Annotated in this window: 11 protein-coding genes and 1 tRNA gene; all 12 read left to right on the forward strand. The window is 63.6% G+C overall.

Translation table 11 applies throughout. The features are described 5' to 3' along the window. Positions 1 to 210: 210 nt before the first annotated feature. The 12 genes from AUP43_RS16610 (at position 211) to fusA (ending at position 15,606) form a co-directional block, all read left to right on the forward strand. Positions 211 to 286 (forward strand) — tRNA-Trp (locus AUP43_RS16610). 79 nt (positions 287 to 365) lie between these two features. Then, positions 366 to 563 (forward strand): preprotein translocase subunit SecE, encoded by a 198-nt coding sequence (secE, locus tag AUP43_RS16615; RefSeq protein WP_067559733.1) that lies wholly within the window; start codon positions 366 to 368, stop codon positions 561 to 563. A gap of 5 nt (positions 564 to 568) precedes the next feature. Then, positions 569 to 1,099 carry a transcription termination/antitermination protein NusG gene (nusG, locus tag AUP43_RS16620; RefSeq protein WP_157089403.1) on the forward strand — a complete coding sequence of 177 codons (531 nt, stop codon included), beginning with the start codon at positions 569 to 571 and terminating at the stop codon, positions 1,097 to 1,099. A 91-nt stretch (positions 1,100 to 1,190) separates the two neighbouring features. Beyond that, positions 1,191 to 1,619, forward strand: a complete 429-nt coding sequence (gene rplK, locus AUP43_RS16625; RefSeq protein WP_067559737.1) for a 50S ribosomal protein L11 — start codon at positions 1,191 to 1,193, stop codon at positions 1,617 to 1,619. Between the two features lie 5 nt (positions 1,620 to 1,624). Continuing rightward, positions 1,625 to 2,320: a 50S ribosomal protein L1 gene (gene rplA / locus AUP43_RS16630; protein ID WP_067559739.1), complete on the forward strand. Its 696-nt coding sequence runs from the start codon at positions 1,625 to 1,627 to the stop codon at positions 2,318 to 2,320. A gap of 263 nt (positions 2,321 to 2,583) precedes the next feature. Beyond that, entirely contained in the window at positions 2,584 to 3,093 is a 510-nt protein-coding gene (gene rplJ, locus AUP43_RS16635) for a 50S ribosomal protein L10 (RefSeq protein ID WP_067559741.1), read from the forward strand. 66 nt (positions 3,094 to 3,159) lie between these two features. After that, positions 3,160 to 3,537: a 50S ribosomal protein L7/L12 gene (gene rplL, locus AUP43_RS16640; protein WP_067559743.1), complete on the forward strand. Its 378-nt coding sequence runs from the start codon at positions 3,160 to 3,162 to the stop codon at positions 3,535 to 3,537. A gap of 288 nt (positions 3,538 to 3,825) precedes the next feature. Further along, positions 3,826 to 8,025, forward strand: a complete 4,200-nt coding sequence (rpoB, locus tag AUP43_RS16645; protein WP_067559745.1) for a DNA-directed RNA polymerase subunit beta — start codon at positions 3,826 to 3,828, stop codon at positions 8,023 to 8,025. A gap of 46 nt (positions 8,026 to 8,071) precedes the next feature. Continuing rightward, entirely contained in the window at positions 8,072 to 12,238 is a 4,167-nt protein-coding gene (gene rpoC / locus AUP43_RS16650) for a DNA-directed RNA polymerase subunit beta' (RefSeq protein WP_067559747.1), read from the forward strand. A 410-nt stretch (positions 12,239 to 12,648) separates the two neighbouring features. Further along, positions 12,649 to 13,020, forward strand: a complete 372-nt coding sequence (gene rpsL / locus AUP43_RS16655; protein WP_067559749.1) for a 30S ribosomal protein S12 — start codon at positions 12,649 to 12,651, stop codon at positions 13,018 to 13,020. A 12-nt stretch (positions 13,021 to 13,032) separates the two neighbouring features. Next, positions 13,033 to 13,503 (forward strand): 30S ribosomal protein S7, encoded by a 471-nt coding sequence (rpsG, locus tag AUP43_RS16660; protein ID WP_067559751.1) that lies wholly within the window; start codon positions 13,033 to 13,035, stop codon positions 13,501 to 13,503. Between the two features lie 24 nt (positions 13,504 to 13,527). Further along, positions 13,528 to 15,606, forward strand: coding sequence for an elongation factor G (gene fusA / locus AUP43_RS16665; protein ID WP_067559753.1), 2,079 nt, complete (start codon positions 13,528 to 13,530; stop codon positions 15,604 to 15,606). The last annotated feature ends 80 nt before the right edge of the window (positions 15,607 to 15,686 follow it).

A 15,686-nucleotide genomic window follows, 5' to 3' on the forward strand; every position in this document is an offset into this window, starting at 1 on the left:
GCCAAAATCGTCGAATAAGGGTTCCGTCAGAGGTCGACACTTCCTCGCGAGTCCAAGCTCGCAGGAAGTGTTTGACCTTTGCATCGGATCGGATCAAGATGCTCGCCTTTTTCGTGAAGGCGTCCGACGGGTTCCGACCGGTGCTCTTGGGCTCCAAAAGGCCCAGGCAAAATGCCTTACGGGGATTTCCCCGGCAGGCGACGGGCTTGTAGGAGTGTAGCTCAATTGGTAGAGCACCGGTCTCCAAAACCGGGGGTTGGGGGTTCGAGCCCCTCCACTCCTGCCACCGTCTCGGTCGGCTTGGAACTCGCGGCGGCGCACTGTTGCGACGCTATATGACTATACGGTAACGAGAGCGGTTTTTCATGGCAAAGACCTCTCCCGCACAATTCGTGCGGCAGGTGCGTCAAGAGGTGGCGAAAGTCACTTGGCCGACCCGCAGGGAAACGGCTGTAACCACCGTCACGGTTCTCGTGATGGTGTTTATTGCTGCGTTGTTTTTCTTCGTGGTCGATCAGGCGCTATCGTTTGGCGTGCGACAGATACTGGGCCTGGGGGGCTGAAGAACGTGACCATGAAGTGGTACGTCGTGCACGCCTATTCCGGGTTCGAGAAGAAGGTTGCGCAATCGATCCGCGAACAGGCGCTGCAGAAGGGCCTGGATCATCTGGTGGAGAATGTGCTGGTCCCGACCGAGGAAGTGGTCGAGATGCGCCGCGGCCAGAAGGTCAACGCCGAGCGTAAATTCTTCCCCGGCTATGTGCTGGTCCGCATGGAGCTGACGGACGAGACCTGGCATCTGGTGCGCAACACGCCGAAAGTGTCCGGTTTCCTGGGCGGCGGCGGCAAGCCGGTGGCGATCACCGACAAGGAGGCCGACCGCATCCTGCGCCAGGTGCAGGAGGGCGTGGAGCGTCCGCGTCCCTCGATCAGCTTCGAGGTGGGCGAGCAGGTGCGGGTGTCCGACGGGCCTTTCACCTCGTTCAACGGTTTCGTCGAGGATGTCGACGAGGAGCGCGCGCGCCTCAAGGTGTCGGTGTCGATCTTCGGTCGCTCGACGCCGGTCGAACTCGAATACGGTCAGGTCGAGAAGGTCTGATCCCGATTTCGGCGCCGGAGGTTCCGGCGCCGTTTAGCGCGTGGAAGGGCCGCCATACCCGCACCACGCACCTCAAGATGGAGGATAGTCAGTGGCAAAGAAGATCGTCGGCTATATCAAGCTGGAAATTCCGGCTGGTAAAGCCAATCCGTCGCCGCCCGTGGGCCCGGCCCTCGGCCAGCGCGGCTTGAACATCATGGAATTCTGCAAGGCCTTCAACGCGGCCACGCAGAGCATCGATCCGGGTACGCCGACGCCGGTGGTGATCACCGCCTATGCGGACCGTACCTTCACCTTCGTTACCAAGACCCCGCCGGTCAGCTTCTTCATCAAGCAGGCGGCAAAGGTCCAGAAGGGCTCGCAGACCCCGGGCAAGGGCGTCGCCGGTTCGGTCTCGATGGACCAGCTGCGCGAGATCGCCGCGAAGAAGATGCCGGACCTGAACGCTCACGATATCGATGCGGCCTGCCGCATGCTGGTCGGTTCGGCGCGGTCCATGGGCATCCAGGTGACGGAGTAAGATCGATGGCAAAGCAAGGCAAGCGCATCAAAGCGGCCTATGAGGGCGTCGATCGCCTGAAGGCCTACGACGCCGCGGAAGCGGTGAAGCTGATCAAGGGCGCCTCGAAGGCCAAGTTCGACGAGAGCATCGAAGTGGCGATGAATCTCGGCGTCGATCCGCGCCACGCCGACCAGATGGTCCGCGGCATGGTCTCCCTGCCGAACGGCACCGGCAAGACCGTTCGCGTCGCCGTCTTCGCGAAGGGCGACAAGGCCGAGGAAGCCCTGGCCGCCGGCGCCGACATCGTGGGCGCCGACGATCTGGCCGACAAGGTCCAGGCCGGCGAGATGGATTTCGACCGCGTCATCGCCACCCCGGACATGATGGCCGTGGTGGGCAAGCTGGGCCGCGTGCTCGGCCCGCGCGGCCTGATGCCGAACCCGAAGCTGGGCACCGTGACGCCGAACGTGGCCGAGGCGGTGAAGGCGGCGAAGGGCGGCCAGGTGGAGTTCCGCGTCGAGAAGGCGGGCATCATCCATGCCGGCATCGGCAAGGTGAGCTTCACCGAGGAAGCCCTGGTCGAGAATCTGAAGGCCTTCGTCAGCGCCGTCAGCCGGGCCAAGCCGGCCGGCGCCAAGGGCACCTACATCAAGAAGGTTTCCCTCAGCTCCACCATGGGGCCGGGCGTGAAGCTGGAGGTTTCCTCCGTCACGGCGTAAGCCGGGCGGGTGGGACAGAATTCCGTCCGGGGCGACCCGGGCGGTGCCGGGGGCGGGCGACCGCCCCCAACCTGTCCGAGACTGCAGGCGCCGCGCAGGAGACTGCAACGCTTAAACTGCCTGCATAGATGGGGGGATAGACGTTTTCGAACGGCTTGAACTTCAGGACAGACGAACCGGGCCCGGCATCAGCCGGGTCCAGATGAGGATGACCCGCCGGATGCTTCTTCGGAAGCGAAGGCGGGGAAAGAGCGGAGACGACCGTGAACCGTACCGAAAAGGAAGCGCTGGTCGGCGAGCTTAACAATATCTTCGACGAAACCGCCGTCGTGGTGGTGACCCGGCAAACCGGGCTCACCGTCTCGGAAGTGTCGGCTCTTCGTTCGCAGATGCTGGCTGCCGGCGCGCGCTACAAGGTTACGAAGAACCGGTTGGCTCGTCTCGCCCTGAAGGGCACTAAGTTTGAGCAGCTCGATTCGCTGTTCACCGGCCCGACGGCTATCAGCACGTCGGCGGACCCGGTGGCAGCGGCGAAGGTGACTGTCGAATTCGCCAAGAAGAACGACAAGATCACCATCGTGGGCGGCGCGTTCGGGAGCCAGATGCTCGATGCCGACGGCATCAAGGCGCTGGCCACCCTGCCGTCGCTCGACGAGCTTCGTGGCAAGATCGTCGGCCTGCTGCAGGCTCCGGCGACCAAGCTCGCCGGCGTCATCCAGGCGCCCGCGTCGCAGCTTGCCCGTGTGCTCAACGCCAAGGCTCAACAGGGTTAAGACGGTGCCGAACCGTCATCACCAGTACCAGAGCATTGAAGTTCAAGCGTTTAGGAGTAAATAGAAATGGCTGATCTGCAGAAGCTGGCGGAAGACCTGTCCGCCCTGACCGTGATCGAAGCTGCCGACCTGGCGAAGATCCTGGAAGAGAAGTGGGGCGTTTCCGCCGCCGCTCCGGTCGCCGTAGCCGCCGCCGGTGGCGCTGCCGCCCCGGCCGAGGCCGCGGAAGAGAAGACCGACTTCGACGTGATCCTGGCCGCCGCCGGCGACAAGAAGATCAACGTCATTAAGGAAGTCCGGGCCATCACCGGCCTGGGCCTGAAGGAAGCCAAGGACCTGGTTGAAGCCGCACCGAAGCCGGTGAAGGAAGGCGTCAACAAGGACGAGGCCGACAAGATCAAGAAGCAGCTCGAAGAGGCTGGGGCCACTGTCGAGATCAAGTAACTTGCCGAATTCGCGTTATTCGGTTGTTGCGGCCGACCGGCGGCGGGCATGTCCCGTCGCCGGCACGGTCGTTTTGCGTCTGGGCCGCTAGCCTGGTCGCGCGTCGCAGATCCTTTGCCTGTCGCGGCAGGCAAGGGATGTGCGTCGCGGCCCGATCGCCTGGAAGCAGGCTGCGGGTACGAAGCAGTTGAGGGCGCCGCCCGCCCGGTTTCGCTGGGTCGGTGCCGATGCGGGAAGGGGTTTCGCCTCCCCCGCCTGGTTGTAACCATTTCGCTCAGAGGGGCAACAATGGCTCTTTCCTTTACCGGTCGTAAGCGGATTCGCAAGTCTTTCGGCCGCATCCCGGAAGTAGCGCCCATGCCCAACCTCATCGAGGTGCAGAAGGCGTCCTATGACGCTTTCCTGCAGATGGACGTGCGCCCGGAAGAACGGCCGACCACCGGCCTTCAGGAAGTGTTCAAGTCCGTTTTCCCGATCAAGGATTTCTCGGAGCGCTCGATGCTCGAATTCGTGAAATACGAATTCGAGGAGCCGAAATACGATACCGACGAGTGCCAGCAGCGCGGCATCACCTATGCCGCTCCGCTGAAGGTGACGCTGCGCCTGGTCGTCTGGGATATCGACGAGGATACCGGCGCGCGCTCGATCCGCGACATCAAGGAGCAGGACGTGTACATGGGCGACATGCCGCTCATGACCGCGAACGGCACCTTTATCGTGAACGGCACCGAGCGCGTCATCGTCTCGCAGATGCATCGCTCGCCGGGCGTGTTCTTCGACCATGACAAGGGCAAGACGCATTCGTCGGGCAAGTATCTGTTCGCCGCCCGCGTCATTCCCTATCGCGGCTCCTGGCTCGATTTCGAATTCGACGCCAAGGATCTGGTCTATGTGCGCATCGACCGCCGCCGCAAGCTGCCGGCCACCACGCTGCTGCTGGCGCTGATCGGCAAGGATGGCGAGGAGTATGTGGCCGAGTGCGAGCGCGAGGGCGTCGATGTCGACCGCTCGCGCGTCACCGGCATGAGCAAGCAGGAGATTCTCTCCGCCTTCTACGGCACCATCACCTATGCCCAGGCCGGCAAGGGCTGGAAAACCGCCTTCCGCCCCGACGCCATGCGCGGCATGAAGCTGCTTGACGATCTGATCGACGCCGCCAGCGGCAAGGTGATGGCGGAGGCCGGCACTAAGATGACCCCGCGCCTCGGCCGCAAGCTGATGGAAGACGGGCTGGACGAGGTGTTCGTCACCGCCGAGGCGATGGTCGGCCGGTTCGCCGCCGTCGACCTGATCAACGAGCAGACCGGCGAGGTTTATGTCGAGGCCGGCGACGAGCTGACGGCGGAGAAGATCGAGGAGCTGGTGGAAACCGGCGTAACCGAGATTCCGGTGCTGGATATCGACCATGTGACGGTCGGCGCCTATATGCGCCACACGCTGGCGGCCGACAAGAACGGCACCCGCGAGGATGCGCTGATCGACATCTACCGCGTGATGCGCCCAGGCGAGCCGCCGACGCTGGAGACCGCCGAGGCGCTGTTCAACGGCCTGTTCTTCGATTCCGAGCGCTATGACCTCTCGGCCGTCGGCCGGGTGAAGATGAATGCGCGCCTGGGGCTGAAGACCGACGATCAGGTGCGCGTGCTGCGCAAGGAAGACGTGCTGGCGATTCTGAAGACCCTGGTGGATCTGAAGGATGGCCGTGGCGAGATCGACGATATCGACCATCTCGGCAATCGTCGCGTCCGCTCGGTCGGCGAGCTGATGGAAAATCAGTACCGCATCGGCCTGCTGCGCATGGAGCGCGCGATCCGCGAGCGCATGAGCTCGGTCGAGATCGACACCGTCATGCCGCACGATTTGATCAACGCCAAGCCGGCGGCGGCCGCGGTGCGCGAATTCTTCGGCTCCTCGCAGCTGTCGCAGTTCATGGACCAGACCAACCCGCTATCGGAGATCACCCACAAGCGCCGCCTGTCGGCGCTTGGGCCGGGCGGTCTGACGCGTGAGCGCGCCGGCTTCGAGGTGCGCGACGTGCACCCGACGCATTACGGCCGTATCTGCCCGATCGAGACGCCGGAAGGCCCGAATATCGGCCTGATCAACAGCCTCGCCACCTATGCCCGGGTGAATCAGTACGGCTTCATCGAGACGCCGTACCGCCGGGTGAAGGAAGGCGTGGTCGGCGACGAGGTGGTCTATCTGTCGGCGATGGAAGAGGGCAAGTTCACCGTCGCTCAGGCCAATGCCGAGCTGGATGCGAATAACCGCTTCGCCAACGATCTGGTCTCGGTCCGCCGGGGCGGCGACTTCACGCTGGCCCGCCCGGAGGATATCGACCTTATCGACGTGTCGCCGAAGCAGCTTGTCTCGGTCGCGGCCGCGCTGATCCCGTTCCTGGAGAACGATGACGCGAACCGCGCGCTGATGGGCTCGAACATGCAGCGTCAGGCCGTGCCCCTGCTGCGCGCCGAGGCGCCGCTGGTCGGCACCGGCATGGAAGGCATCGTTGCCCGCGATTCGGGCGTGGCCATCGCCGCGCGCCGCTCGGGCATCGTCGACCAGGTGGACGCGACGCGCATCGTCATCCGCGCCACCGAGGAAACCTCGGCCGCGGCGTCGGGCGTCGATATCTATAATCTGCTGAAGTTCCAGCGTTCCAACCAGAATACCTGCATCACGCAGCGTCCGCTGGTGAAGAAGGGCGATGTGATCCGCAAGGGCGACATCGTCGCCGACGGTCCGTCGACCGATCTGGGCGAGCTGGCGCTGGGCCGCAACGTGCTCGTCGCCTTCATGCCCTGGAACGGCTACAACTTCGAGGATTCGATCCTGATCTCCGAGCGCATCGCGCGCGATGACGTCTTCACCTCGATCCATATCGAGGAGTTCGAGGTCATGGCCCGCGACACCAAGCTGGGCCAGGAGGAAATCAGCCGCGATATCCCGAATGTCGGCGAAGAGGCCCTGAAGAACCTCGACGAGGCCGGCATCGTCTATATCGGCGCGGAAGTGAATGCCGGCGACATTCTGGTGGGCAAGGTGACGCCGAAGGGCGAATCGCCGATGACCCCGGAAGAGAAGCTGCTGCGCGCGATCTTCGGCGAAAAGGCCTCCGACGTTCGCGACACCTCCCTGCGGGTGCCGCCGGGCGTGTCGGGCACCATTGTGGAAGTGCGCGTCTTCTCCCGCCGCGGCGTGGACAAGGATGAGCGCGCGCTGGCCATCGAACGCGCCGAGATCGAGCGTCTGGCGAAGGACCGCGACGACGAACGCGCGATCCTGGAGCGCAGCTTCAACGCCCGCCTGAAGGAAATGCTGCTCGGCAAGAAGAGCAGCGGCGGCCCGAAGGGCATGAAGACCGGCGGCGCCGTGACCGAGGAGCTGCTGAGCGGCTTCACCCCGGGCCAGTGGCGCCAGATCACCGTCGACGATCCGGCGGTGATGGACGACATCGAGGCGATGAAGACCCAGTTCGACGAAGCGGTCGGGGTTCTGCAGGCCCGTTTCGAGAACAAGGTCGAGAAGCTGCAGCGCGGCGACGAGCTGCCCCCGGGCGTCATGAAGATGGTCAAGGTCTTCGTGGCCGTGAAGCGCAAGCTGCAGCCGGGCGACAAGATGGCCGGCCGACATGGCAACAAGGGCGTTATCTCCAAGATCGTGCCGATCGAGGACATGCCCTATGACGAGCATGGCACGCATGTCGACATCGTGCTGAATCCGCTGGGCGTGCCGTCGCGCATGAATGTCGGTCAGATTCTCGAAACCCATCTGGGCTTCGCGTCGGCCGGCGTCGGGCGGCAGATTTCCCTGCTGATCGAGGATTACCGCAACGCGCGCCGCACCCAGGCCGAGGCCCTGGGCAAGGACGTGCTGCAGAAAATCCGCGCGCAGCTGAAGGATGTCTACGGCCAGGAGGATTACGACGCCGACATCGCCGGCATGGACGACGCCCAGCTGATGGAGCTGGCCGGCAATCTGAAGAACGGCGTGCCGTTCGCCTCGCCGGTGTTCGACGGCGCGCGCGAGGACGACATTGTCGAGATGCTGGCGCGCGCCGGCCTCGACCGGTCGGGCCAGGTGACGCTGATCGACGGCCGGACGGGCGAAAGCTTCGACCGCAAGGTTACCGTCGGCTACATCTATATGCTGAAGCTGCACCATCTGGTGGACGACAAGATCCACGCCCGTTCCATCGGCCCGTACAGCCTGGTCACCCAGCAGCCGCTGGGCGGCAAGGCCCAGTTCGGCGGCCAGCGCTTCGGCGAAATGGAGGTGTGGGCCCTTGAAGCCTACGGTGCCGCCTACACACTTCAGGAAATGTTGACCGTGAAGTCGGACGACGTCGCCGGCCGCACCAAGGTCTACGAATCCATCGTGAAGGGCGACGATAATTTCGAGGCCGGTATCCCGGAATCCTTCAACGTGTTGGTGAAGGAACTGAAGAGCCTGGGCCTCAACGTCGACCTGAACCAGCAGCGCGTCTGATTCTGATGGCCCTTACTACCACCGCCACCCACCGGGGAGAGCGTGCATGAACGAGCTCATGAAGATCTTCGGCCAGGACACTGGCCCGCAGAGCTTTGACGAAATCCGTATCGCGATCGCCAGCCCGGAGCAGATTCGCTCCTGGTCCTTCGGCGAGATCAAGAAGCCGGAGACGATCAATTACCGCACCTTCAAGCCGGAGCGGGACGGCCTGTTCTGCGCCCGGATTTTCGGCCCGGTGAAGGATTACGAGTGCTTGTGCGGCAAGTACAAGCGCATGAAGTACAAGGGCATCACCTGCGAGAAGTGCGGCGTCGAGGTCACGCTCTCGCGGGTGCGGCGCGAGCGCATGGGCCATATCGAGCTGGCCTCGCCGGTTGCGCATATCTGGTTCCTGAAGTCGCTGCCCAGCCGCATCGGCCTGATGATGGACATGACGCTCAAGGATCTTGAGCGCGTGCTCTATTTCGAGAATTACGTGGTGGTCGAGCCCGGCCTCACCCCGCTGAAGCTGCATCAGCTGCTCAGCGAGGAGGAGTTCTTCAAGTTTCAGGACGAGTTCGGCGAGGAAGCCTTCGAGGCCTCCATCGGCGCCGAGGCGATCAAGAAGATGCTCTCCAAGATCGACCTGGAGGAAGAGCGCAAGACCATGCGCGTCGACCTCAAGGAGACCACCTCCGAGGCGAAGCGCAAGAAGCTGGTGAAGCGCCTGAAGCTGGTCGACGCCTTCCTGGCGTCCGACACGCGCCCGGAATACATGATCATGGACGTGATCCCGGTCATCCCGCCGGAGCTGCGCCCGCTGGTCCCGCTGGATGGCGGCCGTTTCGCCACCTCGGACCTGAACGACCTGTATCGCCGCGTGATCAACCGTAACAACCGCCTGAAGCGGCTGATCGAGCTGCGCGCGCCGGACATCATCGTGCGTAACGAAAAGCGCATGCTGCAGGAGGCCGTCGACGCGCTGTTCGACAATGGCCGCCGCGGCCGCGTCATCACCGGCACCAACAAGCGTCCGCTGAAGTCGCTCAGCGACATGCTGAAGGGCAAGCAGGGCCGCTTCCGCCAGAACCTGCTCGGCAAGCGCGTCGACTATTCCGGCCGTTCGGTCATCGTGGTCGGCCCGGAGCTGAAGCTGCATCAGTGCGGCCTGCCGAAGAAGATGGCGCTGGAGCTGTTCAAGCCCTTCATCTACTCGAAGCTGGAGCTGTATGGCCTGGCCTCGACGCTGAAGGCGGCCAAGCGCATGGTCGAGAAGGAGCGTCCCGAGGTGTGGGACATCCTGGAAGAGGTGATCCGCGAGCACCCGGTGCTGCTGAACCGCGCGCCGACGCTGCATCGTCTCGGCATCCAGGCGTTCGAACCGACCCTGATCGAAGGCAAGGCGATCCAGCTGCATCCGCTGGTCTGCACCGCCTTCAACGCCGATTTCGACGGCGACCAGATGGCGGTCCACGTGCCGCTGTCACTGGAGGCGCAGCTTGAGGCCCGCGTGCTCATGATGAGCACCAACAACATACTTTCGCCCGCCAACGGCAAGCCGATCATCGTGCCGTCGCAGGACATCATCCTGGGTCTGTACTACATCACCCTGGAGCGCGACGGCGTGAAAGGCGAGGGCATGGCGTTCGCCAATATCGGCGAGATCGAGCATGCGCTGACCACGGGAGCCGTGCATCTGCAGGCCAAGATCAAGGCCCGGCACACCATGATGAACGCCGAGGGCGAGCTGGTGACCGGCGTGGTCGACACCACGCCCGGCCGCATGCTGCTGGCGCAGATTCTGCCGAAGCACAAGGCGATCCCCTTCGCGCTGGTCAACCGGCTGCTGACCAAGAAGGAAATCTCGAACGTCATCGATATCGTCTACCGCCATTGCGGTCAGAAGGAGACGGTGATCTTCGCCGACCGGCTCATGGCGCTGGGCTTCGGCCAGGCATTCCGCGCCGGCATCTCCTTCGGCAAGGACGATCTGATCATCCCCGAGGCCAAGCAGAAGCTGATCGAAGAGGCCCAGGACAAGGTCAAGGAGTTCGAGCAGCAGTACATGGACGGCCTGATCACTCAGGGCGAAAAGTACAATAAGGTGATCGACGTCTGGTCCGCCTGCACCGACAAGGTGGCGGACGAGATGATGAAGCGGATGATGACCACCGAAAAGGGCGGCATCGTCAACTCGGTCTGGATGATGGCGCATTCCGGCGCGCGCGGCTCGGCGGCGCAGATCAAGCAGCTCGCCGGCATGCGTGGCCTGATGGCCAAGCCGTCGGGCGAGATCATCGAGACGCCGATCATCTCCAACTTCAAGGAAGGCCTGACCGTGCTGGAGTATTTCAACTCCACCCACGGCGCCCGCAAGGGCCTGGCCGACACCGCCTTGAAGACGGCGAACTCCGGCTATCTGACCCGCCGTCTGGTCGATGTGGCGCAGGATTGCATCATCACCGAACTGGATTGCGGCACGCAGAACGGCATCACCCTGCGCGCGGTCGTGGATGGCGGCGAGGTCATCTCGCCGCTGGCCGAACGTGTGCTGGGCCGCTCGGCGGTCGAGGATATCGTGCACCCGCTGACCGGCGATCTGCTGGTCAAGGGCGGCGAGATCATCACCGAGGCGGAGGTCGACCTGATCGACCAGGCCGGCATCGACCAGGTCCGCATCCGCTCGGCGCTGACCTGCGAGACCCGCAACGGCATCTGCGGCGCCTGCTATGGCCGCGATCTTGCCCGCGGTACGTCGGTCAATATCGGCGAGGCTGTCGGCGTCATCGCCGCGCAGTCGATCGGCGAGCCGGGCACGCAGCTGACCATGCGCACCTTCCATATCGGCGGCGCCGCCCAGCGCGGCGCGGAGCAGTCGAGCGTGGAAGCGACCGTGGATGGCGTGGTGAAAATCGCCAACCGCAATGTTGTGGTGAATTCCGACGGCATTCCGGTGGTCATGGCGCGCAACACCGAGGTCGTGCTGTTCGATGAGGCCGGGCGCGAAAAGGCCCGCCATCGCGTGCCGTACGGCGCCAAGCTGCTGGCCGACGAAGGGGCCACCGTCACGCGCGGCCAGCGCCTGTCGGAGTGGGATCCCTACACCCTGCCGATCATCACCGAGAAGGACGGCATCGCCAATTACGTCGATCTCGTCGAAGGGCTCTCGATGCGCGAGGTCACCGACGAGGCGACCGGCATCTCCTCCAAGGTGGTGGTCGACTGGAAGCAGCAGACCCGCGGCAACGACCTGAAGCCCCGCGTCACCCTGCGTGACGACAAGGGCGAGGTGGTGCAGCTGGCCAACGGTCTCGAAGCCCGCTACTTCATGGCGGTCGACGCGATCCTGTCGGTCGAGAATGGCGCGCGGGTCCGTCCCGGCGACGTGCTCGCCCGCATCCCGCGCGAAAGCTCGAAGACCCGCGACATCACCGGCGGTCTGCCGCGTGTGGCGGAGCTGTTCGAGGCGCGCCGTCCGAAGGATTTCGCCATCATCAGCGAGATCGATGGCCGGGTCGAATTCGGCAAGGACTACAAGACCAAGCGCCGGATCATCGTCGCCCCGACCGAGGAAGGCGAGCAGCCGCGCGAATACCTGATCCCGAAGGGCAAGCATATCTCCGTGCATGAGGGCGACTTCGTGCAGCGCGGCGATCTGCTGATGGACGGCAACCCGGTGCCGCACGACATCCTGTCGATCATGGGTGTCGAGGCGCTGGCCGCCTACCTGGTCAACGAGATTCAGGAGGTCTACCGACTGCAGGGCGTGAAGATCAACGACAAGCATATCGAGGTGATCTCGCGCCAGATGCTGCAGAAGGTCGAAATCCAGGATCCGGGCGACACTACCTTCCTGATCGGCGAGCTGGTCGACCGGATGGAGTTCGACGAGGAGAACGACAAGGCCCTGGCCGAAGATGGCCGCATCGCCTCTGGCGTGCCGGTGCTCCAGGGCATCACCAAGGCCTCGCTGCAGACCAAGTCGTTCATCTCCGCCGCCTCCTTCCAGGAGACTACCCGCGTGCTGACCGATGCCGCCGTGAACGGCAAGATCGACTCGCTGGACGGTCTGAAGGAGAACGTCATCGTCGGCCGACTGATCCCGGCCGGTACGGGCGCGCACATGAACCGCGTGCGCCGTATCGCCGCCGATCGCGACCGCGAGGCGCTGGGCACCGAGGCCGAGACCAAGATCCCGGCCGCTTCGGCGGGCGGCGCTTCGGCCGCCTGAGCCTGAAGGCCGCCGGATGGCCACAGGCTGTCCGGTGGAACGAACGAATAGTCGGCGCCGTCGCCCGGAACGAAAATTTCCGATTCCGGGCGGCGGCGCCGACTTCGTTAGGGCAATTCGGAAAAGCTGATTCTTTTCGCGGTTTTGCTTGACGCTGTTGAGGTGCTTCAATAGTATCCGCCCACCTCAGCAGGGGCTGGCGGTGATCCTTCTGGTTTCACCCTGGTCCGCTCCGGTTCGGGATACGATTTTCGGCGTTGCCGAGCTTCAGTCCCTCGCCGGGTACGGGAAAGACATTGGTTCGAAATTCGTAGCCAAACCACCAAACGGAACATGGTGTTCCGAGGGGTGGGTTTTCGCCATTTGGCGAAGGCTGCATCTTTGTGAAGTGGTCGAGGGGAATCGACTGAATGCCGACGATCAACCAGCTGATCCGCAAGCCGCGTGACCCGCAGTTCGCCCGCAACAAGGTGCCGGCCCTCGAGGCCTGCCCGCAGAAGCGTGGCGTTTGCACTCGCGTCTACACGACGACGCCAAAGAAGCCGAACTCGGCGCTTCGTAAGGTCGCCCGCGTGCGCCTGACGAATGGCTTCGAGGTTACCAGCTACATTCCGGGCGAAGGTCATAATCTGCAGGAGCACTCGGTCGTTATGATCCGGGGCGGCCGCGTGAAGGACCTTCCCGGCGTTCGCTATCACATTATTCGCGGCACGCTCGATACGCAGGGCGTGAAGGATCGTCGTCAGCGCCGTTCGAAGTACGGCGCCAAGCGGCCGAAGTAAGGAGCGCTATCGATGTCGCGTCGTCACTCTGCGGAAAAGCGCGAGGTCCTTCCGGACGCTCGCTACGGCGATCAGGTCGTGACCAAGTTCATGAACAGCCTGATGTTCGATGGCAAGAAGTCGGCCGCCGAAAAGATCGTCTACGGTGCGTTCGGTCGCATCGAAGGCAAGATGAGCCAGGACCCGATCAAGGTGTTCCATGACGCCCTGGAAAACGTGAAGCCGGCGCTCGAAGTGCGCTCGCGTCGCGTCGGCGGCGCCACCTACCAGGTGCCGGTCGAGGTGCGCTATGAGCGCGCCCAGGCCCTGGCGATCCGCTGGTTGATCGACAGCTCGCGCAAGCGGTCCGAGACCACCATGACCGACCGTCTGTCCGCTGAGCTGATGGATGCCGCCAACAATCGCGGCGGCGCCGTCAAGAAGCGTGAAGACACGCATCGCATGGCGGAGGCGAATCGCGCCTTCTCCCATTACCGCTGGTAAGACGTACGGTTCCGGAGCCACACCATGCCCAGGACAACTCCTCTCGATCGTTATCGCAACATCGGCATCATGGCCCACATCGATGCCGGCAAGACGACGACGACCGAGCGCGTTCTCTACTACACCGGCCGATCCCACAAGATCGGCGAAGTCCATGACGGCGCGGCCACCATGGACTGGATGGAGCAGGAGCAGGAGCGCGGCATCACCATTACCTCGGCCGCGACCACCTGCATGTGGCGCGATCACCGAATCAACATCATCGACACCCCGGGCCATGTCGACTTCACCATCGAAGTCGAGCGGTCGCTGCGTGTGCTCGACGGTGCGGTGACGGTGTTCGACGGTGTGGCCGGCGTGGAGCCGCAGTCCGAGACCGTGTGGCGCCAGGCCGACAAGTACAAGGTTCCGCGCATCTGCTTCGTGAACAAGATGGACCGCATGGGTGCGGACTTCTATCGCTGCGTCGACATGATCGTCGACCGGCTGGGCGCGAAGCCGATGGTGCTGCAGCTCCCGATCGGGTCCGAGGCCGATTTCGTCGGCGTCGTCGATCTGGTCGAGATGCGCGCCATCCGCTGGAAGGATGAATCGCTGGGCGCTGAGTTCGTCTATGAGGACATCCCGGCCGACCTGAAGGACAAGGCCGCGGAATACCGCATGGCCATGCTTGAGGCCGCCGTCGAGATGGACGATGCGGCGATGGAAGCCTATCTCGAAGGCAACGAGCCGGATGCCGACACGCTGAAGAAGTGCATCCGCAAGGGTGGCATCGCTGGCAAGTTCGTGCCCGTGATCTGCGGTTCGGCCTTCAAGAACAAGGGCGTTCAGCCGCTGCTCGACGCGGTGATCGACTTCCTGCCGGCCCCGACCGACGTGCCGAACGTGCGCGGCGTCGATGTCGAGGATCCCGAGAAGGAAGTCATCCGCAAAACCAGTGACGACGAGCCGTTCTCGGCGCTTGCCTTCAAGATCATGACCGACCCGTTCGTCGGCTCGCTGACCTTCGTGCGTGTCTATTCCGGCGTGCTGGAGACCGGCACCTCGACGCTGAACTCGGTTAAGGGCGACCGTGAGCGCGTCGGCCGCATGCTGCTGATGCATGCCAACAGCCGCGAGGACGTCAAGGAAGCCCGCGCCGGTGACATCGTCGCCATCGCGTCGCTGAAGGCCACCACCACGGGCGACACTTTGTGCGACCCGCTGAAGCCGGTGATCCTGGAGCGTATGGAATTCCCCGAGCCGGTCATCGAAGTGGCCGTCGAGCCGAAGACCAAGGGCGACCAGGAAAAGATGGGCCTGGCCCTGAATCGTCTGGCGCAGGAGGATCCGTCCTTCCGCGTCTCGACCGACAATGAAAGCGGTCAGACGGTCATCAAGGGCATGGGCGAGCTGCATCTGGAAATCATCGTCGACCGCATGCGCCGCGAGTTCAAGGTGGACGCCAATGTCGGCGCGCCGCAGGTGGCCTATCGCGAGACCATCAGCAAGGTCGCCGAGATCGACTACGTCCATAAGAAGCAGTCGGGCGGTTCCGGTCAGTTCGCGAAGATTTCGCTGAAGTTCGAGCCGTTGCAGCCGGGTGAGGGCTTCGTGTTCGAGAACGCCATCGTCGGCGGCTCGGTCCCGAAGGAATATATCCCGGGTGTCGAAAAGGGTCTGAATTCGTCCCGCGACACTGGCGTGATCGCCGGCTTCCCGGTCATCGACTTCAAGGTGACCCTGGTCGATGGCGGCTACCATGACGTCGACTCCAGCGTGCTGGCCTTCGAAATCGCCTCCCGCGCCGCCTTCAAGGAAGGCATCGCCAAGGCCGGTCCGAAGCTGCTGGAGCCGGTGATGCGGGTCGAGGTGGTGACGCCGGAAGATTATATGGGCGACATCATCGGCGACTTGAACAGCCGCCGCGGTCAGGTGACCGGCATGGATCAGCGCGGCAATGCCCGCATTGTGAACGCCATGGTCCCGCTGGCCAACATGTTCGGCTATGTGAACACGCTGCGCTCGATGAGCCAGGGTCGCGCTCAGTACAGCATGTTCTTCGACCACTATGAGCAGGTCCCTCAGGCTGTCGCCGACGAAGTTCGCGCGAAGATGGCCTAAGGCAAGACCTCAAGATACATACGCGATTAGCGACGCAAGACGCACACGGAGACCACCAAGATGGCCAAAGCGAAATTTGA

It is taken from the genome of Oceanibaculum pacificum (assembly GCF_001618175.1).
GTDB lineage: Bacteria > Pseudomonadota > Alphaproteobacteria > Oceanibaculales > Oceanibaculaceae > Oceanibaculum > Oceanibaculum pacificum.

Excerpts from the sequence above, each read along its gene's own strand:
- secE (WP_067559733.1), top strand. The coding sequence starts at position 366 with ATGGCAAAGACCTCTCCCGCACAATTCGTGCGGCAGGTGCGTCAAGAG.
- rplA (WP_067559739.1), top strand. The coding sequence starts at position 1,625 with ATGGCAAAGCAAGGCAAGCGCATCAAAGCGGCCTATGAGGGCGTCGAT.
- rplL (WP_067559743.1), top strand. The coding sequence starts at position 3,160 with ATGGCTGATCTGCAGAAGCTGGCGGAAGACCTGTCCGCCCTGACCGTG.
- rpoB (WP_067559745.1), top strand. The coding sequence starts at position 3,826 with ATGGCTCTTTCCTTTACCGGTCGTAAGCGGATTCGCAAGTCTTTCGGC.
- rpoC (WP_067559747.1), top strand. The coding sequence starts at position 8,072 with ATGAACGAGCTCATGAAGATCTTCGGCCAGGACACTGGCCCGCAGAGC.
- rpsL (WP_067559749.1), top strand. The coding sequence starts at position 12,649 with ATGCCGACGATCAACCAGCTGATCCGCAAGCCGCGTGACCCGCAGTTC.
- rpsG (WP_067559751.1), top strand. The coding sequence starts at position 13,033 with ATGTCGCGTCGTCACTCTGCGGAAAAGCGCGAGGTCCTTCCGGACGCT.
- fusA (WP_067559753.1), top strand. The coding sequence starts at position 13,528 with ATGCCCAGGACAACTCCTCTCGATCGTTATCGCAACATCGGCATCATG.